The sequence below is a fragment of the Actinomadura macrotermitis genome (assembly GCF_009604375.1).
Classification (GTDB): Bacteria; Actinomycetota; Actinomycetes; order Streptosporangiales; family Streptosporangiaceae; genus Spirillospora; species Spirillospora macrotermitis.
On record NZ_WEGH01000001.1, the window covers coordinates 2,140,305 to 2,160,698 of the forward strand.

The following is a 20,394-nucleotide window of genomic DNA, read 5'->3' on the forward strand; positions in this document are numbered from 1 at the left end:
GGGAGGCGGGATCCCCGCTGGAGCCGGCGGCCGTCGAGCGCCGGCCGCCGGTTCCCGTTCGGGCCTTACGCCGCCGGCTCCGCGACGAGGGCGGGTTCCGCGGTGGCCTCCAGGCGGCGGCGGGCGCGGACGTCCCAGAGCGCGACGCCGACGACGACCGCGCCGGTCGCGATGTGCAGCGCCAGCGGCGTCAGCAGCGGGCCGGCCGCCGCCAGCAGCGCCAGGACGCCGAGGGCCACCAGCCGCGCCCCGGTGAAGTGGCCGAAGACCGCCTTCTTGAACAGGGCGTGGCCCGCGACGAACAGCGCCGGGCCGCCCGTCGCGACCGCGACGAAGCCCCACTCCACGTGCCCCGCCGGGTGCGCGATGACCAGCTCGTCGGCGACCGCGCCGACGATGATGCCCGCGATCATCACGATGTGGATGTAGGTGTAGGCCGAGCGGCCGATGCGGCCCGGGTCGTCGGAGGCGGCGATGCGCTCGGCGGCGGCCTCGGCGGTGCGGTCGAAGTAGATCCACCACAGCGCGACCGCGCCGGCGAACGCCGACACGAACGCGGCCACCACGGCCGGCGTGCGGTGCAGGCCGCCCAGGGTCGCGCCGGTGACCAGCACGCCCTCACCGAGCGCGATGATCACGAACAGCTGGCAGCGCTCGGCCATGTGCGCGCCGTCGATGCTCCAGTCGGCGGTGCTGGACCGGCCGAGGCCGGGCGTGGCGTAGCCGTGCGACGGCGCCAGGTACTCCATCACCACGGCCAGCACCCAGATCCCGGTGCGCAGCGCCGGGTCGTCCACCAGGGCGCCCGCGATCCACGCCACGGCCGACAATGCGATCCAGAACAGCACCCGCTGGAAGTTGCGGCCGAGCTCGTGGCCCCAGGTCGCCACGACCACGAACACGGTGCGGCCCACCTGGATCGCGGCATAGCCCGCCGCGAACCACAGGCCGTCGCCGCCGAACGCGCCCGGCAGCATCGCCGCCATGAACAGGCCCGCGAGCATGACGCCCGCCAGCATGACGCGCACGACCGGGTGGTCGGGGTCGAACCAGTTGGTCGTCCAGCAGGTGTACATCCACGCCCACCAGACGGCCAGCAGGAGCAGCAGCGTCTCGGCCGCGCCGCGGACCGTCAGGTGCTCCAGCAGCCGGTGCGACAGCTGGGTGATGGCGAAGACGAAGACCAGGTCGAAGAACAGCTCGAAGAACGTGACCCGGGCGCCCTGCCCGCTGCGCGGGCGCAGCACGCCGGGTCTCGTCTCCGCGGGCGGTGCCGGGGGGTGCACGCCGCGGCCGCGCTAGACCGTGTCGGGCGGAGTGCCGCCGGCCGGCTTGGTCGCGGAGGACGCCCGGGCCGCCTTGGCGGCCTGGGCGCGCTCCCACTCCTGCTGCTTCAGATCGGCCTCCTTGGGGGCGTCGATCCGGCGCATCTGCTTGTTCATCGAGCGGATGAGGAAGACCAGGGCGACGGCGAGCGCGATGAAGACCCCGAAACCGAGCAGGCCGGGGCTGACCGTGTCGTCGTTGAGCGGAATGGCGAGTGCGAGCATCAGAGGGACACCTTCTCCCGAACGCCGGCGAACAGGTCGTCCTCCGGCAGCTCGGTGTCGACGAGAGACCTGGCCAAATGGTAGTCCTCGGTCGGCCAGGCCTCGCGCTGGACGTCCAGCGGGACCGCGAACCAGAAGCCGTTCGGGTCGATCTGGGTGGCATGCGCCAGCAGCGCCTGGTCCCGGGTCTCGAAGAACCCGGCGCAGGGCACCCGGGTGGTGACCTCCCACTCCTGCGGGCGCTCGTCCAGCCGCTTGATCCAGTCGACGTAGGGCGACTCCAGGCCGCGCTCCTCCATCGCCGCGTGCAGCGCGAGCATCCGGTCCTTGGTGAAGGTCATGTGGTAGTAGAGCTTCAGCGGCTGCCACGGCTCGCCGGCGCCGGGGTAGCGGTCGGGGTCGCCGGCGGCCTCGAAGGCCTCCACCGACACCTCGTGGCACTTGACGTGGTCGGGGTGGGGGTAGCCGCCCCGCTCGTCGTAGGTGAGCATCACGTGCGGGCGGAACTCGCGGACGGCCCGCACCAGCGGCTCGGACGCGGCCTCCAGCGGCTCCAGCGCGAAGCAGCCCTCCGGCAGCGGCGGCAGCGGGTCCCCCTCGGGGAAGCCGGAGTCGACGAAGCCGAGCCAGCGCTGCTCGACGCCGAGGATCTCGCGGGCGCGCGCCATCTCCTCGTTGCGCACCGTGCCGATGTTCGCCAGCACCTCGGGGCGGTCCATCGCGGGGTTGAGGATGCTGCCGCGCTCCCCGCCGGTGCAGGTGACCACGAGCACCTCGACGCCCTCGGCCACGTAGCGGGCCATGGTGGCGGCGCCCTTGCTCGACTCGTCGTCGGGGTGGGCGTGCACGGCCATCAGCCGCAGCCGCGGCCCGGACGCGGCGGGCACGGTGTTGTCCATGGGCTCGGGCACCTGGGGCTCTCCCTGTTCAGCAGACCGGTTCGCGCCGCTTCGGGCACCCCGGTTCGGAGCACCCGGCGCGACGCACGAGAATTGTTCCTGACAACGTCCACGGCCCGCACGGAGATTCCCGCGATGACGACCACCGCCCCGCAGGACACGACGAGCGTCGACGAGCGCCGGGGCCTCGGCGTCCTCGGCTGGGTGGTGTGCGGCGGCCTCGCCGCGGTGTTCGCCGTCGGCTGGGCGTTGATCTTCGCGCATGTGGGCCAGACGCCCGGCATATCCTCGCAGACCTACACCTGGAACGTGCGCGGCGACAACGCCGTCGAGGTGAGCTACATGGTCGCCAAGCCGAAGAACGACGAGGTCCGCTGCACCGTCGACGCCTACGACACCCATCTGGCCGTGCTGGCCGAGCAGCAGGTCGTCATCCCGCGCGGCACCGCGCGGCTCGACCGGACCGACACCCTCACCACCCCCCGGCGGGCCACCGGCGCCCGCGTCCGGGACTGCCGCAAGGTGTGACCCGGCGCCACCTGGGAACCGGTGAACCCGCAGGTGAAGCCGAAACGCGTTTGCCCGATTGCAGGCGGCCGGAACAGGGAACCTTTACCCGCACACACCGGATAGGCTAGAGGTTTCACCCGGCCGCACTTCATGTCGATGTGTAGCCCGCCCACCCCGGTCGGGCGATGATCGCACCATGTGGATGAGGAGTACCCGTGACCGAGACCCGTGCTGACAACGTCACCTGGCTGACCCAGGAGGCGTACGACCGGCTCAAGAACGAGCTGGACTACCTGTCGGTCCGGGGCCGCCGCGAGATCGCTGACAAGATCGAGGCAGCCCGGGAAGAGGGCGACCTGCGCGAGAACGGCGGCTACCACGCGGCCAAGGAGGAGCAGGGCAAGATCGAAGGCCGCATCCTCCAGCTCCAGGGCATCCTGGAGAACGCGCGCGTCGGCGAGGCGCCGCGCACCGAGGGCGTGGTCGGACCCGGCATGACCGTCACGATCGCCTTCGAGGGCGACGACGAGGAGGTCACCTTCCTGCTCGCCTCCCGCGAGGAGAGCGGAGCCCCCATAGACGTCTACTCCCCCAAGTCGCCGCTCGGCGCCGCCATCAATGGCAAGAAGGTGGGCGAGAAGGCCACCTACTCGCTGCCGAACGGCCGCAGCATGACCGTCGAGATCCTCGACGCGACTCCTTATGTCGGTGGTTAGGCCTGGCGGCCCGACCACGGCCTGACGGCCTGGCCGGCGAGCGCTCGGTCGCTTCGCGACCCGACCGCTGAAGCTTCGCCTTCGGCCCGCTTCAGCGGTCAGGCCTTCGGTCGCGCTCGCGCGTGGCCGGGGTCGTCGGTCATGCACAACCCTGCATAATCCGTTTGCGCCGCGGTGACTCCCGAAAGCCCGCCGTCCCATTGGGGCGGCGGGCTTTCGTTTCAGGGCTGGTTACTGGCCGCTTTGACCAGCGGGAGCGTCCTGGCCGGGATCTGGTTGGCGAGGGAGATCACCGAGGAGGCGCGCTCCACTCCGCCGACGTCGACGATCTCGTCGATGACGCGCTGCAGGTCCTGGTTGCTGCGGGCCACCACGCGGCACAGCATGTCGCCGCCGCCGGTGATGGTGTGGGCCTCGATCACCTCGGGGACGGCGGCCAGGCGGTCGGCGACCGGGTCGTGGCCGCCGGCCTGGCGCAGCTGGAGGGTGACGAACGCGGTCACGCCGTAGCCGAGGGCGGCCGGGTCGATCTCGGGGCCGAAGCCGCGGATGACGCCCTGGCGGGTGAGGCGGTCCAGGCGGGCCTGGACGGTGCCGCGCGCGACGCCGAGGCGGCGGGAGGCCTCCAGCACGCCGATGCGGGGCTCGGCGGTGAACAGCTCCAGGAGGCGGCCGTCCAGGGCGTCGATCGTCATGGCTCCTCGTTCCATGGTCAACCTGTACAGATCGTCCGGTGGTCCGGTCTCTTCGCTGGGCAGATTGTCCAGTGATCTGGACCACTCTTGCGCACCTTGCCGTTGTTTGTCGAGATTGGGGTCATGGATGAGTTCCCGGTCAAGGGCATGGACGCCGTCGTCTTCGCCGTCGGCAACGCCAAGCAGGCAGCGCACTACTACTCGACCGCTTTCGGGATGCGCCGGGTGGCCTACCGCGGCCCCGAGAACGGCAGCCCCGACGAGGCCGTGCACGTGCTGGAGTCCGGCAGCGCGCGGTTCGTGTTCCGCGGCCCGGTGCGGGCGGGCACCGACCTCGGCCGGCACATCGCCGAGCACGGGGACGGCGTGACCGACCTGGCCATCGAGGTCCCCGACGTGGAGGCCGCCTACCGGCACGCCCTCGCCAAGGGCGCCAAGGGCCTGGAGGAGCCGCACGTCCTGGAGGACAAGTACGGCAAGGTCGTCGTCGCGGCCATCGCCACCTACGGCGAGACGCGGCACACGCTGGTCGACCGCTCCAACTACTCCGGCCCCTACCTGCCGGGGTTCGTGGAGGCCGAGCCGATCGTCGAGCCGCCGAAGAGCAAGCGCTACTTCCAGGCGATCGACCACTGCGTCGGCAACGTCGAGCGCATGGACGAGTGGGCCGACTTCTACCACCGCGTCATGGGCTTCACCGACATGGCCGAGTTCATCGGCGCCGACATCGCCACCGAGTACTCGGCGCTGATGTCCAAGGTCGTCGCGGACGGCACCCGCAAGGTGAAGTTCCCGCTGAACGAGCCCGCCGAGGGCAAGCGCAAGTCGCAGATCGACGAGTACCTGGAGTTCTACGGCGGCCCGGGCGTCCAGCACATCGCCCTCGCCACCAACGACATCCTCGCCTCGGTCGACCAGATGCGCGCGGCGGGCGTGGAGTTCCTCAGCACGCCCGACTCCTACTACGAGGACCCGGCGCTGCGCGCGCGCATCGGCGAGGTGCGGGTGCCGGTGGAGGAGCTGCAGAAGCGCCGCATCCTGGTGGACCGCGACGAGGACGGCTACCTGCTGCAGATCTTCACCAAGCCCGTCCAGGACCGGCCGACGGTGTTCTTCGAGCTGATCGAGCGGCACGGCTCGCTCGGCTTCGGCAAGGGCAACTTCAAGGCGCTGTTCGAGGCGATCGAGCGCGAGCAGGCCGCCCGCGGCAACCTGTGAGCCGCTGACGGAAAATCATGGCCAACCAGCGGGTCGGCAAGGTTTGGCGGGCGGCCGTCCGGCCAATCCTGACGGCATGACGCAACCGCCCCACGACCCCGAGGACCAGCGGTGGCAGCCGCCGGCCGACCCGCACGAACCACCCCGGCTCCGCAAGGACCAGTCGCAGCAGCCGTACGGCGAGTCCCAGCCGCCGTACGGCTCGCAGCAGCCCTACCAGCCGTACGAGCAACAGCAGCAGTACGGGCAGCAGCAGTACGGGCAGCAGCCCTACGGGGGCGGCTACGGCGACCCCTACGGCACCTCCCCCTACCAGGGCGGCGCCCGGGGCGGCACCAACGGCATGGCGATCGCCAGCCTGGTCACCGGGATCGTCGGGCTCTTCCTGCTCTGCGGCCTCGGCTCGATCGCCGCGGTCATCCTCGGCCACATGGCGCTCGGCCGGATCAAGCGGACCGGCGAGGACGGCCGCCCGCTGGCGATCATCGGCCTGGTGCTCGGCTACCTCGGCCTGCTGCTGACGATCCTGCTCGTGGTGCTGGTGCTGACCGGTTCCATCCTCAGCGGGAGCGACAGCACGTATTGATCGCCCACGGGTAAACAATCACCCTGTTCCTGGCGCGGCGGTGTTTGCCGGACGTCCCTTCCGTCCAGGTTCACGGCATGACGCAACCGCCACGCGATTCCGAAGGACAGCCCTGGGAGCCGCCGCAGGAGAACCCGTACGGCGCTCCGCCGCCCTACCCGGGGTCGCCCTACGGCGGCCCGGCGGCGGGCTACGCCGACCCCGCCGAGGGCCTGGCCGGCCGCTGGCGGCGCCTCGGCGCGGCGATCATCGACAGCGTCATCGTCGGTGCGGTGTCCGCGCTGGTCAGCCTGCCCTTTCCCGAGGTCGTCCGGGTGGTGACGGTCGACGGCGAGTCCGACGTCCGCTACAGCGGCCCCGGCGCCCTGGTGAACTTCCTGACGGCCCTCGCCGCGTTCCTCTACTACGTGATCATGCATGCGAAGCGGGGCCAGACGGTCGGCAAGATGCTGCTCGGCATCCGCGTCGTGCGGGCGGAGGACGGCGGCGCGATCTCCTTCGGCCGGTCCGCCGCGCGGACGGCCTTCTACTACGTCCTCAGCTTCGTCACCTGCGGCATCGGCGGCCTCGTCGACGTCGCGTGGATCCTGTGGGACCCGCGCCGCCAGGCCCTGCACGACAAGGTGGCCCGGACGCTGGTGGTGTCCGCGCCGGCCGGCGCGCCCGACCCCTACGCCGGCCGCTGACCGGCTTACCCCGATGGTCCAGGTTGCCCAGCCTGTCCGACACGGGGCAGGCTGGGCACTGTGCATACGGCCGGTAGCCCCATGAGCCCTGACCCCAGCCGCCCGCGCGGCGTGACGATCCGCGGCACGGCCCTGGTGGCCGCGCTCGCGGCGGCGGGCGCGCTCACGGCGTGCCGGCCGTTCGACGGGGACGGCCCGGGCGGCCCGGTCGCGACCGACGCGCCGATGCCCGGCGAGGGCGGCGCGCCGTCGATCGGCGACCGGTACACGCCGGGCGACGGCAACGGCGGCTACGACGTGCAGAACTACAAGCTGAAGCTGGCCATCACCCCCGGCGGCGCCAAGGAGATCGACGGCACCGCCGTGATCACCGCGAAGGCCACCGCCCGGCTGCCCCGCTTCAACCTGGACCTGAGCGGGCTGCAGGTCGCCGGGGTCACGGTGGACGGCGCCCCGGCCCAGCAGCGCCACGACGGCGACGAGCTGGTCATCGCGCCGGCCAAGCCGGTGGCGCAGGGCGCCACGTTCGTCACCACGGTGCGCTACTCGGGCACGCCGCAGCCGGTCGCGGACCCGGTCCTCGGCAAGTACGGGTGGATCCGCACCTCCGACGGCGTGTTCGTGGCGTGCCAGCCGAGCGGCGCGCACACCTGGTTCCCCAGCAACGACCACCCGAGCGACAAGGCCACCTTCGACTTCGAGATCACCGCGCCGCCCGGCATGACGGTGATCGCCAACGGCGAGCACGAGGGCCCGACGACCGGGTCGGACGGCGGGCAGCCGGCGCAGCCGGGCGGCTCGCCCCCCGTGCCGGGAGACGGGCCGGGCGACGGACCGGGTGACGGGCCGGGCGACGGGCCGCCCACGCCGCCCGGTGGCGGCGGCACCTCCCCCGGCGGCGGCGACCCCTCGGTCGTGCCGGCCGCCGCGCACCGTGCCCCCGAACACCGTGCCCCCGACCACCGGGCCGCGGCCGCGGCGCCCTCGGTCTGGCACGTCAAGGAGCCGATGGCCACCTACCTGGCCACCGTCGACGTCGGCCGCTTCGGCGTGCGCACCGGCCGCACCCCCGGCGGCATCCCGATCACCACGGCGGTGGACCCGTCGGTCTCCGGGGTGTCGCTGGAGGCCTTCCACGCCAAGAACGCCGAGATCACCGACGAGTGGGCCAAGCGGTTCGGCCCCTACCCGTTCTCCTCCACCGGCGGGATCATCGACAACGCCAACGTCGGCTTCGCGCTGGAGACCCAGACCCGGCCGGTGTACGGGGCGTTCGGCGTGGACGAGACGATCGTCGCGCACGAGCTGGCGCACCAGTGGTTCGGCGACAGCGTCAGCCTGACCCGCTGGCAGGACATCTGGCTGAACGAGGGCTTCGCCACCTACGCCGAGTGGATGTGGGGCGAGCGGATCGGCGGCCAGTCCGTCCAGCAGCAGTTCGACCAGCGCTACCGCGACGGCGGCAACCGCGAGCTGTGGGGCGTCCCGCCGGGCAACCCGGGCCGCGCGCAGGTGTTCGGCCGCTCGGTGTACGACCGGGGCGGCATGACCCTGCACATGCTGCGCAAGAAGGTGGGCGACGAGAAGTTCTTCCGGATCCTGCAGACCTGGACCAAGGAGCACCGGCACTCCACCGCCACCACCCAGCAGTTCGTCGAGCTGGCGAACCGGGTGTCGGGGCAGGATCTGGGCGGTTTCTTCAACGCCTGGCTGTACAAGAAGGGCCGTCCCGGCCTCTGATCCCGGCAGCGGCCGGGTCAACGGCCGGACGGGGCGCGGCGGGCACCGCCCCGATCGGGTGAACGACCGGCAAGGACTCGCAAAAGGCCGGGCAAGTGGCGCGACGCCCGGCGCGCGGCCCCATCAGTGTTGGCGGGGTGAACCGGCCTAGTGGACGCGTGACGGCCGCGGCGACCGCTGCGGCGCTGATGGTCGCCGCGGGCTCGGCCGCCGCGGCGACGCCGGAGCCCGACCTGCGGGTCCCGGCCGACGGTGGCGCGACGTCCTGCGAGCACCCCCCGCTCCTGGAGGCCCCCGCGCCGCCGCTCGGGACCGGGCACGCGCACCGCCGCCTGGCCGTCCCGCCGCCCGACGTCCCCGCGCTCGCCCGGCCGGGGGCGGTCGGCACCGACACACCCCGGAGCGCCGGTACCGCCCTGGACGACTGCGTGCGGCCCCTCGCCCCCACCGCGCCGTCCCCGTCCCCGTCCGCGAAGACACCGGGTGCCGCCGCCGAGCCGCACCTCGCCGGCAAGCCCGGGAAGGCCGGCATCGGCGACCCCTACTTCACCAGCGCCGGCAACGGCGGCTACGACGTGACCCACTACGACGTCGCCCTGAAGTACCTGGGCGCGAGCGGCGCGGTCGAGGCCGCCGTCACCATCACCGCCCGCGCCACCGAGGACCTGTCGCGCTTCGACCTGGACTACCGCGGCCCGAAGATCACCTCGACGACGGTGAACGGCCGGCCCGCCGCGGCCCGCCGGGACGGCGCCGAGCTCGTCCTCACCCCGGCCGCGACGCTGCCCGCCGGCTCGGTGTTCACCACGGCCGTGCGGTACGCGGGCCGGCCCGGCCCGATCCGCAGCAGCGCCTACGGCGACTACGGCTGGGTGCCGACCGGCGACGGCGCGCTCGTCGTCTCCGAGCCGGACGGCGCGCCCACCTGGCTGCCCGTCAACGACCACCCGAGCGACAAGGCCACCTACACCTTCCACCTGCGCGTCCCGAAGGGCCTGCAGGCGCTGGCCAGCGGCAGGCCGGTGCAGACCGTGCGCCGGGGCGCCTTCACCGACTACGAGTGGGCCGAGACCGCGCCGATGGCCTCCTACCTGGCCATGATCGCCATCGGCCGGTTCGCGGTCCGCCAGACCAAGGCCGGCCCGACGCCGGTCATCACCGCCGTCGACCCCAGGTTCGCCAAGCACGGCGCGCGGCTGCAGCGCGACACCGTCGCGGCGCTGAAGTGGGAGCGCGGGCTGTTCGGCCGCTACCCGTTCGCCACCGCCGGCGGCATCGTCGACGACCCGCGCCTGGACTACGCCCTGGAGACCCAGGAGCGGCCCGTCTACGCCGGGTTCGCCCCCGACGACTCCTTCGTCGTGCACGAGCTGGCGCACCAGTGGTTCGGCAACAGCGTCAGCCTGGACCGCTGGCAGGACATCTGGCTGAACGAGGGCATCGCCACCTACACCGAGTGGCTCTGGCAGGAGCACAACGGCACCGACACCGCCAAGGCGGTCTTCCAGCGGTACTACCGGCAGCCCGCCAAGTCCCCGATCTTCAATCCGCCGGCCGGCCGGCCCGGCCGCACCGACCTGTTCGGGTACTCGGTCTACGTCCGCGGCGCCATGGCGCTGCAGGCCCTGCGCGACCGGATCGGCGACAAGCGCTTCTTCGCCGTCCTGCGGACCTGGGCGGCCGAGCACGCCTACGGCAACGCCGGCACCGCCGACTTCGTCGCGCTCGCCGAGAAGGTCTCCGGCAAGCGCCTCGGCACGCTGTTCGACCAGTGGCTCTACCAGAAGGGCAAGCCCAAGAAGTGGTGACCAAGCCCGCCGCGCGGCGTACCGCCGCCGCCGCCCTCATGCTGGCCCCGGCCCTCGCCCCGGCCTGCGCCGCCGCGCAGCCCGCGCACGACCGGGCCGCCCGCGCCTCCTGGTCGGCCCCGGCCGCCCGGCCCGGCCACGGCGCGTTCCGCCCCGGCGCGTCCGGCCTCGGCGACCCGTACTACCCGAGCGCCGGCAACGGCGGCTACGACGTCTCCCACTACGACATCGCGCTGACCTACCGGCCGCGCGACCACGGGCTGGCCGCCACGACCCGGATCACCGCGACCGCGACGCAGGACCTGTCGGCGTTCGACCTGGACTTCGCCGGCAACCGGATCGGCTCGGTGACCGTGGACGGCGCATCCGCCGCCTACCGGCGCAGCGGCCAGGAGCTGGTGGTCACGCCGAAGAAGGGGCTGCCGAAGGGCGCCGCGTTCACGGTGGCCGTCACCTACGCCGGCCGGCCGCAGACCAGCAAGGACCCCGACCTCGGCCGCACCGGCTGGATCCCGACCAGGGACGGGGTGGCGACGCTCTCCCAGCCGTTCGGGTCGGCGACCTGGTTCCCGCTGAACGACCACCCCGCCGACAAGGCCACCTTCGCCTACCGGATCACGGTGCCGAAGGGGCTGGCGGTCGTCGCCAACGGCGAGCCCGGCGGGACCGAGCGCCACGGCTCGGCCACCACCTTCCGCTGGTCGTCGGACCGGCCGATGGCCGGCTACCTGGCGATGATCGCGATCGGCCGGTTCGCGGTGCTGGACGGTCACACGCCCGGCGGCGTCCGCTCGGTGTCGGCGTACGACCCGGCGGTCCCCGGCGACGTCAAGGGACTGCAGCGGATCACCGGCGAGGTCACCGACTGGGCGCGCGGGCTGTTCGGGCCCTACCCGTTCGCCTCGACCGGCGGCGTGGTCGACGACGAGAGCGTCGGCTACGCGCTGGAGACCCAGAACCGGCCGACCTACCCCGGCGGCGTCACCCGCGTCCTCGCCGTGCACGAGCTGGCGCACCAGTGGTTCGGCGACAGCGTCAGCATCCGGCAGTGGAAGGACATCTGGCTGAACGAGGGCTTCGCCACCTACGCCGAGTGGCTCTGGCACGAGCGGCACGGCGGGGCGTCCGCCGCCTACACCTTCCGGCAGGCCTACGAGCGGGTGCCCGGCGACCCGGTGTGGAAGATCCGGCCCGCCGACCCCGGCCGGGCCCACCTGTTCGACTACTTCCCCGTCTACCTGCGGGGCGCGATGACGCTGCACGCGCTGCGCACCGCCGTCGGCGACCGGGCGTTCTTCGCGATCCTGCGCGGCTGGGCCGGGCAGCACGCCTACGGCAACGCCGGCACCGCGGACTTCGTCCGGTACGCCGAGCAGGTCTCCGGAAAGCGCCTCGGCGGGCTCTTCCAGGCGTGGTTGTCCACGCCGGCCAAGCCGCCCATGCCCGCCCGCCTCGGATAACGGTCCGATTCGAGACCAAAACGCGCTTGCACCGAAGATGATCACTAGGAAGCCTGGGGGGAGTCCAGTGACGTCACGACAAGGATGATGCGCATGAGCAGATCCCCCCGACTGGCCGCCGTGGCCCTCACCGTCACGGCCGGCCTGATGGTGACGGCGGCGCCCGCGGGCGCCGCCGCCCCGCACTTCACCCCCGGCGCGCCCGGCGCGGGCGACCCCTACTTCCCCGACATGGGCAACGGCGGCTACGACGTCGCCCACTACGACATCGGGCTGAAGTACGACGCCGCGACCAAGGGCATCGCCGCGGTCACCAAGATCGACGCGCGGGCGACGCAGAACCTGTCCCGGTTCGACCTGGACTTCCTCGGCCCGCTGACGATCCACCACCTGACGGTGAACGGCCGCAAGGCCGCCTACAAGCGCACCGGCGCCCAGGAGCTGGTGATCACCCCGCCGAAGGGGCTGCGCAAGGGCAAGAAGTTCACCGTCGTCGTCACCTACTCCGGCGTGCCGCAGAAGATCGACGACCCGGCGCTCGGCATCTCGGGCTGGCTGGCCACCCCCGACGGCGGCGTCATGCTGAACCAGCCGATCGGCGCGGCCACCGTCTACCCGGTGAACGACACCCCGCGCGACAAGGCCACCTACACCATCACGCTCGCCGTGCCGAAGGGGCTGACCGGCCTGGCCGGCGGCGACTTCGCCGGCTCGCGCACCAAGGGCGGCCTCACGGTCTCGCGCTGGGAGATGCGCCAGCCGATGGCCAGCGAGCTGTCGATGATCGCGATCGGCAAGTACGACGTGATCAAGGGCCGCACCCCCAAGGGCGTCCCGAACATCACCGCCACCGACCGGGCGCTCGGCACCAGCGCCGCGCTCGCCAAGGACTTCAACACCCAGACCGGCCAGGTCACCGACTGGGAGGCCTCGCTGTTCGGCCGCTTCCCGTTCTCCTCGACCGGCGGCGTCACGGTGAAGGCGTCCGCCGGGTACGCGCTGGAGACCCAGGGCCGGCCGGTGTACGACCTCACCCGCCGTCCCGGCACCATCCCGCGCGGCGACCTGCTGGCGCACGAGCTCGGCCACCAGTGGTTCGGCGACAGCGTGACGCCGAAGAAGTGGGCCGACATCTGGCTGAACGAGGGCTTCGCCACGTACTCCGAGTGGCTGTACTTCGAGAAGTTCCAGAACAAGCCCGTGCAGAAGAGCTTCGAGGAGACCTACGCCACGCCGGCCACCGACGAGCTGTGGCAGGGCAAGGTCGCCGACCCGGGCCGCGACCACATCTTCGACGGCCTGGTCTACGACCGGGGCGCGATGGCCCTGCACGCGCTGCGCAAGCAGATCGGCGACAAGTCGTTCTACCGGCTGCTGAAGGCGTGGCCGGCCGCCTACCGGCACGGCAACGCCTCCACCGCCGACTTCGTCCGCTTCAGCGAGAAGCTGTCGGGCAAGCGGCTGGACGGCTGGGCGAAGGCCTGGCTGTACTCGCCGGGCAAGCCGACGTATTAGGCACCACGCGCCGGTCCGGGCCGCGTCCCTTCGGGGGCGCGGCCCTTCCGCGTCAGGACGGCGTGATCGTGTAGCCCTCGGCGCGCAGCCGGGCGATGACGCCCTCGCTGTGCTCGGTTCCGCGCGTCTCCAGGTGCATCAGCACCTCGGCCTCCTCCACGTGCAGGCGGGCCGCGACGCGCTCGTGCATGACGTCCAGCACGTTCACGCCGAGCCCGGCCAGCTCGCTGAGCAGCGTCACCAGGGCGCCGGGGCGGTCCTTCAGCCGGCACCGCACCACCAGGTAGCGGCCCGCGCCGGCCAGGCCGTGCCGCAGCACCTTCGACAGCAGTAGCGGGTCGATGTTGCCGCCCGACAGCAGCACCACGACCGGGGTGCGCACCGCGTAGGAGTGCTCCATCAGCGCCGCCACGCCCGCCGCGCCGGCCGGCTCGACGACCTGCTTCGCCCGCTCCAGGCAGAGCAGCAGCGCCTGCGAGATGGACTCCTCGGTGACGGTGACGACGGCGTCCACCAGCTCGGCGACCATGTCGTAGGTGAGGTCGCCGGGGCGGCCCACCGAGATGCCGTCGGCCATCGTCGGCTGGACCTGCACCCGGGTCGGCCGGCCGGCCGCCAGCGACGGCGGGAACGCCGCCGCGCGCTTGGCCTGCGCGCCGACGACCTTGATGTCCCGGCCGCCCTCCTCCTTGGCGCCGGCCTTCAGCGCGGCCGCCACGCCCGAGATCAGCCCGCCGCCGCCGACCGCGCCGACGACGGTGCGCACCTGCGGGCACTGCTCCAGGATCTCCAGCCCGATCGTGGCCTGCCCGGCGACGACGTCGGGGTGGTCGAACGGGTGGATGAACACCGCGCCGGTCTCCTCGGCGTACGCCGCGGCGGCGACGAGGCAGGCGTCGACGGTCGGCCCGGGGAAGACGACCTCGGCGCCGTACCCCTTGGTCGCGGCGACCTTCGGCAGCGGCGCGCCCTCGGGCATGAACACCGTCGCCTTGCAGCCGAGCATCGAGGCGGCCAGCGCGACGCCCTGGGCGTGGTTGCCGGCGCTCGCCGCGACCACCCCGCCGGCCCGCTCGGCCTCGCTCAGCCGGGCGATCCGCACGTACGCCCCGCGGATCTTGAACGAGCCGGTGCGCTGCAGGTTCTCGCACTTGAGGTAGACCGGCCCGCCGACCGCCTCCGACAGCACCCGCGAGTGCAGCAGCGGGGTGGGCACGATGACGGATCGCAGCAGCTCACGGGCCGCGCGGATGTCATCGAGGGTGACGGTCGCCATGGCCACGATCCTGCCATGCCCGGCGGCCCGCGCCGTCAGTCGGCGTTCCAGTAGCGGTCGCCGGCGATGACGAGGGCGGCGGCGCCGATCAGGCCCGACATCTGGCCGAGGGCGGCGGGCACCACCGACACCTGGCGGGCGTAGTGCATCCGGGCGTGGGTGCGCAGCGCCTCCTCCAGCGGGTCGAACAGCAGCGCGCCCGCCTGGGACAGGCCGCCGCCGATCGCGGCGACCTCCAGGTCGCACAGGTGGGTGGCCGAGGCGATCGCGATGCCGAGGGCGCGGCCCGCGCGCCGCATCGCGGCGGCGGCGACGGGGTGGCCGCGGCGCGCGTCGGTGGCCAGGTCCACGCCGGTGACCGGCTGACCCGGCCGCCAGCCCTGCTCCTGCGCCCAGGCGACCAGGCCCGGGCCGCGCGCGATCGCCTCCAGGCAGCCGCGGCCGCCGCACTTGCACGGCGGGCCCTCGGGGTCGACGACGACGTGCCCGATGTGGCCGGCGTTGCCGCTGGCGCCGTCGATGAGGCGGCCGTCCAGCACCAGCCCGCCGCCGACGCCGGTCGACACCACCATGCCGAGGACGTTGCCGCGGCCCCGGCCGGCGCCGCGCCAGTGCTCGCCGACCGCGACGCACACCGCGTCGTTGTGCACCCGCACCGGCAGCCCGGGGTAGCGGCCGCGCAGCCGCTCGCGCAGCGGGAACGCGCGCCAGCCGGGGATGTTCAGCGGGGAGACCTCGGCGGCCGGCCAGGTCATCGGGCCCCCGCAGCCGACGCCGACGCCGCCGAGCCCGGGCGCGCCCGCCTCGGCGACGACCTTGTCCAGCACCGAGGCCAGGGTGCGCCAGAGGCCCTCGGCGTCCAGGTCCGCCGGGGTCGGCACCCGCTCGTAGGCGACGGCGCGGCCGCCCGGCTCGACGACGGCGGCGGCCAGCTTGGTGCCGCCGATGTCGATCGCCAGCACGGGGGCGGGGACGGGTGTGCTCACGCGTCCCGCCCGGCCGGGCCGAACGCCAGGATCGAGGCGGTGAAGCCGTGCACGTGGTTGCGCCCGGCGACCGGGCCGATCTCGCCGCCGGCGAAGAAGCCGCCGACGCCCGCGCCGTCGAACGCCCGGCCGAGCAGCCGCGCGTCGTGGTCGGAGTCGTCGAACATCGCCTGGCCGCGGCCGTTGCAGGAGAACAGCAGCGCGCCCTCGACCGGCGCCAGGTCGAACCGCTCCAGCAGCTCGGCCAGCTCCTCGTCGGCGGCGCCCGCGTCGCGGACCTGGAAGCGCACGGTGCGGCCGACGTCGACCACGTCGCCGATCGCGATGGCGCCGGTGTCGGTGTCGGCGCCGACGACGCCGCGCACCAGGAAGTCGCCCTGCTCGTGCTCGTCGGCGTACTCGTCCAGCGCCACCCCGATCAGCAGGCCGCGCCCGGCCAGCTCCTGGTCGGCCTCGGGCAGCGCCAGCACGATCTCCTCGAGCTTCTCCAGCGCCGGGGTGCCGGCCAGCTCGTACAGCACGTTCTCGTCGGCGCGGGTGACCACCATGTCCGGGCCGATCGGGCGGGCGCCCTGGCTGACCACGGTCGCCGCGGCGACCGGGCCGCCGAGCACGACGCCGACCGCGCCGTCCTCGAACACCTCGCCGTTGACGTACAGCCGCACGTCGCCGCGCTCGGCGCCGCCCGCCAGGCCGCCGACCAGCGGCAGCCCCGGCATCGCCTCGCCGGACCGCTCGACGAACGCGTCGACCGGGAAGCTGAACGGGTCGGCGAGCAGCACCCCGACCACGTCGTCGTCCTGCCCCTCGGGCATGCCGACCACGATCAGCCGGTCCTCGGCCTTCAGCGTCTCCAGCCGGAACGGCTCCAGCCGGGCGCCGGGCAGCACCGCCGCCCACGCGCTGACCGCGCCGCCGCCCTCCACCCCCCGGCCGCCGCCGATCACCCCGGACGCGCTGCAGCCGAGCGTGGCGCGGGCGCCCGCCACCTCGGTCGCGCGCCGCGCCGCCTCCGCCAGCTCGCCGGGGTCGTCCCCCGAGACGAAGACGAACACCAGGTCCGGGGGTCCGTCCAGGGGCGCCAGCGCCTGTTTGACCGCCGTCTCGGCGGCGTTCACCAGGTCCGGGCCGGCGGCCAGGCCGTCACCGAATCGCGCCATCGGCCGAGCCTCCCTCGTTCATCGCAGCGGATCGTTGCACGTTCCCTAGTCTCCCCGTTGTCCTGCCCGCGCCCAAACACAGCGGCGGCCGCGTATCGGGGAATCTGCGGCCGGGAGGGTGCGATTCGCCGCACCGGCGACGTAATGTCGATCGCGTGCGTTCATCCACACCACGTGAGACCACCCTGGGCGAGCTGCGCACCAGCGGCCACGTCCAGCGGCCGGTGAAGGCGGAGATCCGGCACAACCTGCTGGCCAGGCTGCGCGCGGGCGAGCCCCGGTTCCCCGGCATCGTCGGGTTCGACGACACCGTCCTGCCGCATCTGGAGCGCGCCCTGCTCGCCGGGCACGACCTGGTGCTGCTCGGCGAGCGCGGCCAGGGCAAGACGCGGCTGATCCGCACCCTGGCCGGGCTGCTGGACGAGTGGACGCCGGTCGTGGCCGGCTGCGAGATCAACGACCACCCCTACGACCCGGTGTGCGTGCGCTGCCGCCGCCTCGCCGCCGAGCACGGCGACGCGCTGCCGGTCGCCTGGCTGCACCGCGACGAGCGCTACGGCGAGAAGCTGGCCACCCCCGACACCAGCGTCGGCGACCTGATCGGCGACGTGGACCCCATCAAGGTCGCCGAGGGCCGCACCCTGGGCGACCCCGAGACCGTCCACTACGGCCTGGTCCCGCGCACCAACCGCGGCGTCTTCTCCATCAACGAGCTGCCCGACCTGGCCGAGCGGATCCAGGTGTCGCTGCTGAACGTGCTGGAGGAGCGCGACGTGCAGATCCGCGGCTACGCGCTGCGGCTCCCGCTGGACGTGCTGCTGGTCGCCAGCGCCAACCCCGAGGACTACACCAACCGGGGCCGGATCATCACCCCGCTGAAGGACCGCTTCGGCGCCGAGATCCGCACCCACTACCCGCTGGACCTGGACACCGAGCTGGCGCTGATCCGCCAGGAGGCCGACTACGCCGACCTCGGCGGGGCGCCCGCCGAGGTGCCCGCGCACCTGGTCGAGGTCATCGCCCGGTTCACCCGCCTGGTCCGCGAGTCCACCGCGGTCGACGCGCGCTCGGGGGTGTCGGCGCGGTTCGCGCTCGCCGGGGCCGAGACCGTCGCGGCGGGCGCCGTCCGGCGGGCCGCGCTCACCGGCGAGGAGCAGGCGGTCGCCCGCGTCTGCGACCTGCCCGCGGTCGTGCCGACGCTGCTCGGCAAGGTGGAGTTCGAGGTCAGCGAGGAGGGCCGCGAGCAGGAGGTGCTGGAGCACCTGCTGCGCCGCGCCACCGCCGAGACCTACCGCCGCACCCTCGGCGCCGCCGACCTGTCGGGGCTGCTCGACCGGTTCGACGCCGGGGAGCGGGTCGAGACCGGCGAGCTGGTGCCGGCCGCCGAGCTGCTGCGGCGGGTCGGGCCGGTGCCCGGCCTCGCCAAGATCATGGAGCGGCTGGAGCTGTCCGGGGAGTCCCCCGGCCAGGCCGCGGCCGCACTGGAGTTCGCGCTGGAGGGCCTGTTCCTCACCCGGCGCCTGTCCAAGGACGTCACCGGGGACCACGGCGACGGGACCGCCACCTACCGAACCTGAGCCGATGTGAGGGGCCGCCATGAGCCGGTACCGGTACGGGGCCTACCACGACGGGCCCGACCCGCTCGCCCCGCCCTTCGACGTGCGCGACGCCCTGGACGAGGTCGGCGACGCGGTGCTGGACGGCGCCCGTCCCGACGAGGCGCTGCGCGACCTGCTGCGCCGCGGCCTGCCCGGCGTCCGCGACCGCCGCGGGCTGGACGACATGCTGCGGCAGGTCCGCGAGCGGCGCCGCGAGCTGCGCGAGCGCGGCCGCCTGGACGGCACGCTGGAGCAGGCGCGCGCGCTGCTGGACACCGCGATCGGGCAGGAGCGGGCCGAGCTGTTCCCCGACCCGTCCGACGACGCCCGGCTGCGCGAGGCCGAGCTGGACACGCTGCCGGGCGACACCGCGCAGGCCGTGCGGCGGCTGTCGGACTACCGGTGGCGGTCCGACGCGGCCCGCCGGACGTTCGAGCAGCTGAAGGACCTGCTGCGGCGCGAGGTGCTGGACGCGCAGTTCCAGGGCATGAAGCAGGCCCTGCAGAGCCAGGACCCGGGCGCGATGGACCGCGTCAAGGACATGATGGCCGCGCTCAACCAGATGCTGGAGCAGGACGCGCGCGGCGAGCACACCCCGGACGACTTCGACCGGTTCATGGGCGACTACGGGGACTTCTTCCCCGAGCGGCCGCGGAACCTGGAGGAGCTGGTCGACTCGCTGGCCCGCCGCGCCGCCGCGATGGACCGGCTGCTGGCCTCGCTGTCGCCCGAGCAGCGCGAGGAGCTGGCCGGGCTGATGGACCAGATGATGCAGGACGCCGGCCTGGCGATGGAGATGTCGCGGCTGAACGACGCGCTGCGCGCGCGCCGTCCGGACCTCGGCTGGGGGCAGCCCGAGCAGATGACCGGCGACGAGCCGCTCGGCGTCGGCGACGCCACCACCGCGCTCGCCGAGCTCGCCGACCTGGCCGACCTGGAGTCCGCGCTCGGGCAGGACTACCCGGGCGCGCGGCTGGACGACATCGACGAGGACGCCGTCCGCCGCGCCCTCGGCCGCCAGGCCGTCGACGACCTGGCGGCGCTGCGCCGCATCGAGGCCGAACTGGAGCGCCAGGGCTACCTGCAGCGCACCAAGGGCAAGCTGGAGCTGACGCCCAAGGCGGTGCGGCGCCTCGGCGAGACGGCGCTGCGGCGGGTGTTCTCCCGGCTCACCGAGGGGCGCCGGGGCGACCACGACCAGCGCGACGCGGGCCAGGCCGGGGAGCTGACCGGCAGCAGCCGCGCGTGGCGGTTCGGCGACGAGCAGCCGCTGGACGTCGTGCGGACCGTCGGCAACGCGATCCGCCGCAACGCGATGGAGAACGCCGGCGCCGGGACCACCGGGGTGCGGCTCGGCGTCGACGACTTCGAGGTGCACGAGACCGAGCGCCGCACCGCCGCCGCCGTCTGCCTGCTGGTCGACCTGTCGTACTCGATGGTGCTGCGCGGCACCTGGGCGGCGGCCAAGCAGACCACGCTCGCCCTGCACACGCTGGTGACGAGCAAGTTCCCGCAGGACGCCATCCAGATCATCGGGTTCTCCAACTACGCCCGCACCCTGCACCCGACCGAGATGGCCGGGCTGGACTGGGACATGGTGCAGGGCACCAACCTGCACCACGCGCTGATGATCGCCGGGCGGCACCTGGACCGGCACCCCGACTTCGAGCCGATCGTGCTGGTGGTCACCGACGGCGAGCCGACCGCGCACCTGCGCCCGGACGGCCGGTCGCTGTTCGACTACCCGCCGTCGGCCGAGACGCTGGTGCTGACCCTCGCCGAGGTCGACAAGATGACCCGGCGCGGCGCCGCGCTGAACTTCTTCATGCTGGCCGACGACCCGCGCCTGGTGTCGTTCGTGGAGGAGGTCGCCCAGCGCAACGGCGGCCGGGTCTTCGCGCCCGACGCCGGCCGGCTCGGCGAGTACGTCGTCAGCGACTACCTGCGCGTCCGCCGCGGCCGCCGCTGAACCTGGGGCGCGGCGTCCATGG

Annotated in this window: 18 protein-coding genes; 11 read left to right on the top strand and 7 right to left on the bottom strand. The window is 73.5% G+C overall.

Annotated elements, in window-relative coordinates; translation table 11 throughout:
- Positions 1 to 65: 65 nt before the first annotated feature.
- The 3 genes from ACRB68_RS09825 to mca are packed head-to-tail and all read right to left on the bottom strand — an operon-like array spanning position 66 to position 2,404.
- Positions 66 to 1,247 carry a low temperature requirement protein A gene (locus tag ACRB68_RS09825; RefSeq protein ID WP_328593977.1) on the bottom strand — a complete coding sequence of 394 codons (1,182 nt, stop codon included), beginning with the start codon at positions 1,245 to 1,247 and terminating at the stop codon, positions 66 to 68.
- A 51-nt stretch (positions 1,248 to 1,298) separates the two neighbouring features.
- The gene (locus ACRB68_RS09830; protein WP_153531785.1) at positions 1,299 to 1,550 is read right to left on the bottom strand and encodes a hypothetical protein; all 252 of its coding nucleotides are present in this window, start codon (positions 1,548 to 1,550) and stop codon (positions 1,299 to 1,301) included.
- A complete protein-coding gene (gene mca / locus ACRB68_RS09835) occupies positions 1,550 to 2,404 on the bottom strand; it encodes a mycothiol conjugate amidase Mca (RefSeq protein ID WP_194293275.1) in 855 nt (284 codons plus the stop codon). The genes ACRB68_RS09830 and mca overlap by 1 nt, the downstream gene beginning before the upstream one ends.
- 180 nt (positions 2,405 to 2,584) lie before the next feature.
- On the opposite strand from mca, the gene ACRB68_RS09840 reads away from it, so the two are divergent.
- The gene (locus ACRB68_RS09840) at positions 2,585 to 2,977 is read left to right on the top strand and encodes a DUF4307 domain-containing protein (RefSeq protein ID WP_153531786.1); all 393 of its coding nucleotides are present in this window, start codon (positions 2,585 to 2,587) and stop codon (positions 2,975 to 2,977) included.
- Between the two features lie 197 nt (positions 2,978 to 3,174).
- Complete coding sequence (greA, locus tag ACRB68_RS09845; RefSeq protein ID WP_328593978.1) at positions 3,175 to 3,675, top strand: transcription elongation factor GreA; 501 nt, start codon at positions 3,175 to 3,177, stop codon at positions 3,673 to 3,675.
- Between the two features lie 221 nt (positions 3,676 to 3,896).
- Here greA and ACRB68_RS09850 read toward each other — a convergent pair whose 3' ends face one another.
- Positions 3,897 to 4,370, bottom strand: a complete 474-nt coding sequence (locus tag ACRB68_RS09850; protein ID WP_153531787.1) for an Lrp/AsnC family transcriptional regulator — start codon at positions 4,368 to 4,370, stop codon at positions 3,897 to 3,899.
- A 123-nt stretch (positions 4,371 to 4,493) separates the two neighbouring features.
- Here ACRB68_RS09850 and hppD point away from each other — a divergent pair, with 123 nt between their 5' ends.
- The 7 genes from hppD (at position 4,494) to ACRB68_RS09885 (ending at position 13,383) form a co-directional block, all read left to right on the top strand.
- Positions 4,494 to 5,588: a 4-hydroxyphenylpyruvate dioxygenase gene (hppD, locus tag ACRB68_RS09855; RefSeq protein ID WP_153531788.1), complete on the top strand. Its 1,095-nt coding sequence runs from the start codon at positions 4,494 to 4,496 to the stop codon at positions 5,586 to 5,588.
- A 76-nt stretch (positions 5,589 to 5,664) separates the two neighbouring features.
- The gene (locus ACRB68_RS09860; RefSeq protein ID WP_153531789.1) at positions 5,665 to 6,174 is read left to right on the top strand and encodes a DUF4190 domain-containing protein; all 510 of its coding nucleotides are present in this window, start codon (positions 5,665 to 5,667) and stop codon (positions 6,172 to 6,174) included.
- A gap of 77 nt (positions 6,175 to 6,251) precedes the next feature.
- Positions 6,252 to 6,860 (top strand): RDD family protein, encoded by a 609-nt coding sequence (locus ACRB68_RS09865; RefSeq protein WP_153531790.1) that lies wholly within the window; start codon positions 6,252 to 6,254, stop codon positions 6,858 to 6,860.
- Between the two features lie 81 nt (positions 6,861 to 6,941).
- On the top strand, positions 6,942 to 8,600 hold the full coding sequence (locus ACRB68_RS09870; protein WP_153531791.1) for a M1 family metallopeptidase: 1,659 nt from the start codon (positions 6,942 to 6,944) through the stop codon (positions 8,598 to 8,600).
- A gap of 158 nt (positions 8,601 to 8,758) precedes the next feature.
- The gene (locus ACRB68_RS09875; RefSeq protein ID WP_328593979.1) at positions 8,759 to 10,408 is read left to right on the top strand and encodes a M1 family metallopeptidase; all 1,650 of its coding nucleotides are present in this window, start codon (positions 8,759 to 8,761) and stop codon (positions 10,406 to 10,408) included.
- Positions 10,405 to 11,868, top strand: a complete 1,464-nt coding sequence (locus ACRB68_RS09880; RefSeq protein ID WP_328593980.1) for a M1 family metallopeptidase — start codon at positions 10,405 to 10,407, stop codon at positions 11,866 to 11,868. The genes ACRB68_RS09875 and ACRB68_RS09880 overlap by 4 nt, the downstream gene beginning before the upstream one ends.
- 93 nt (positions 11,869 to 11,961) lie before the next feature.
- Positions 11,962 to 13,383, top strand: coding sequence for a M1 family metallopeptidase (locus ACRB68_RS09885; protein ID WP_153531792.1), 1,422 nt, complete (start codon positions 11,962 to 11,964; stop codon positions 13,381 to 13,383).
- A gap of 52 nt (positions 13,384 to 13,435) precedes the next feature.
- Here the strand turns inward: ACRB68_RS09885 and ilvA are convergent, their stop codons facing one another.
- Genes ilvA through ACRB68_RS09900 form a run of 3 tightly spaced genes read right to left on the bottom strand, consistent with a single transcriptional unit; the run spans position 13,436 to position 16,805 of the window.
- On the bottom strand, positions 13,436 to 14,659 hold the full coding sequence (gene ilvA / locus ACRB68_RS09890) for a threonine ammonia-lyase (protein ID WP_153531793.1): 1,224 nt from the start codon (positions 14,657 to 14,659) through the stop codon (positions 13,436 to 13,438).
- A gap of 35 nt (positions 14,660 to 14,694) precedes the next feature.
- A complete protein-coding gene (locus tag ACRB68_RS09895; protein WP_328593981.1) occupies positions 14,695 to 15,645 on the bottom strand; it encodes an ROK family protein in 951 nt (316 codons plus the stop codon).
- The gene (locus ACRB68_RS09900; RefSeq protein ID WP_153531794.1) at positions 15,642 to 16,805 is read right to left on the bottom strand and encodes an FIST signal transduction protein; all 1,164 of its coding nucleotides are present in this window, start codon (positions 16,803 to 16,805) and stop codon (positions 15,642 to 15,644) included. The genes ACRB68_RS09895 and ACRB68_RS09900 overlap by 4 nt, the downstream gene beginning before the upstream one ends.
- Before the next feature lie 155 nt (positions 16,806 to 16,960).
- On the opposite strand from ACRB68_RS09900, the gene ACRB68_RS09905 reads away from it, so the two are divergent.
- Both ACRB68_RS09905 and ACRB68_RS09910 read left to right on the top strand, forming a co-directional pair.
- Positions 16,961 to 18,382: a sigma 54-interacting transcriptional regulator gene (locus ACRB68_RS09905; RefSeq protein WP_328593982.1), complete on the top strand. Its 1,422-nt coding sequence runs from the start codon at positions 16,961 to 16,963 to the stop codon at positions 18,380 to 18,382.
- A gap of 19 nt (positions 18,383 to 18,401) precedes the next feature.
- Positions 18,402 to 20,372, top strand: coding sequence for a vWA domain-containing protein (locus ACRB68_RS09910; RefSeq protein WP_153531796.1), 1,971 nt, complete (start codon positions 18,402 to 18,404; stop codon positions 20,370 to 20,372).
- Positions 20,373 to 20,394: the final 22 nt, after the last annotated feature.

Coding starts and splice junctions, on each gene's coding strand:
- ACRB68_RS09830 (WP_153531785.1), bottom strand. CDS start 1,550: ATGCTCGCACTCGCCATTCCGCTCAACGACGACACGGTCAGCCCCGGC.
- mca (WP_194293275.1), bottom strand. CDS start 2,404: ATGGCCGTGCACGCCCACCCCGACGACGAGTCGAGCAAGGGCGCCGCC.
- ACRB68_RS09840 (WP_153531786.1), top strand. CDS start 2,585: ATGACGACCACCGCCCCGCAGGACACGACGAGCGTCGACGAGCGCCGG.
- ACRB68_RS09850 (WP_153531787.1), bottom strand. CDS start 4,370: ATGACGATCGACGCCCTGGACGGCCGCCTCCTGGAGCTGTTCACCGCC.
- hppD (WP_153531788.1), top strand. CDS start 4,494: ATGGATGAGTTCCCGGTCAAGGGCATGGACGCCGTCGTCTTCGCCGTC.
- ACRB68_RS09860 (WP_153531789.1), top strand. CDS start 5,665: ATGACGCAACCGCCCCACGACCCCGAGGACCAGCGGTGGCAGCCGCCG.
- ACRB68_RS09865 (WP_153531790.1), top strand. CDS start 6,252: ATGACGCAACCGCCACGCGATTCCGAAGGACAGCCCTGGGAGCCGCCG.
- ACRB68_RS09870 (WP_153531791.1), top strand. CDS start 6,942: ATGAGCCCTGACCCCAGCCGCCCGCGCGGCGTGACGATCCGCGGCACG.
- ACRB68_RS09885 (WP_153531792.1), top strand. CDS start 11,962: ATGAGCAGATCCCCCCGACTGGCCGCCGTGGCCCTCACCGTCACGGCC.
- ilvA (WP_153531793.1), bottom strand. CDS start 14,659: ATGGCGACCGTCACCCTCGATGACATCCGCGCGGCCCGTGAGCTGCTG.
- ACRB68_RS09900 (WP_153531794.1), bottom strand. CDS start 16,805: ATGGCGCGATTCGGTGACGGCCTGGCCGCCGGCCCGGACCTGGTGAAC.
- ACRB68_RS09910 (WP_153531796.1), top strand. CDS start 18,402: ATGAGCCGGTACCGGTACGGGGCCTACCACGACGGGCCCGACCCGCTC.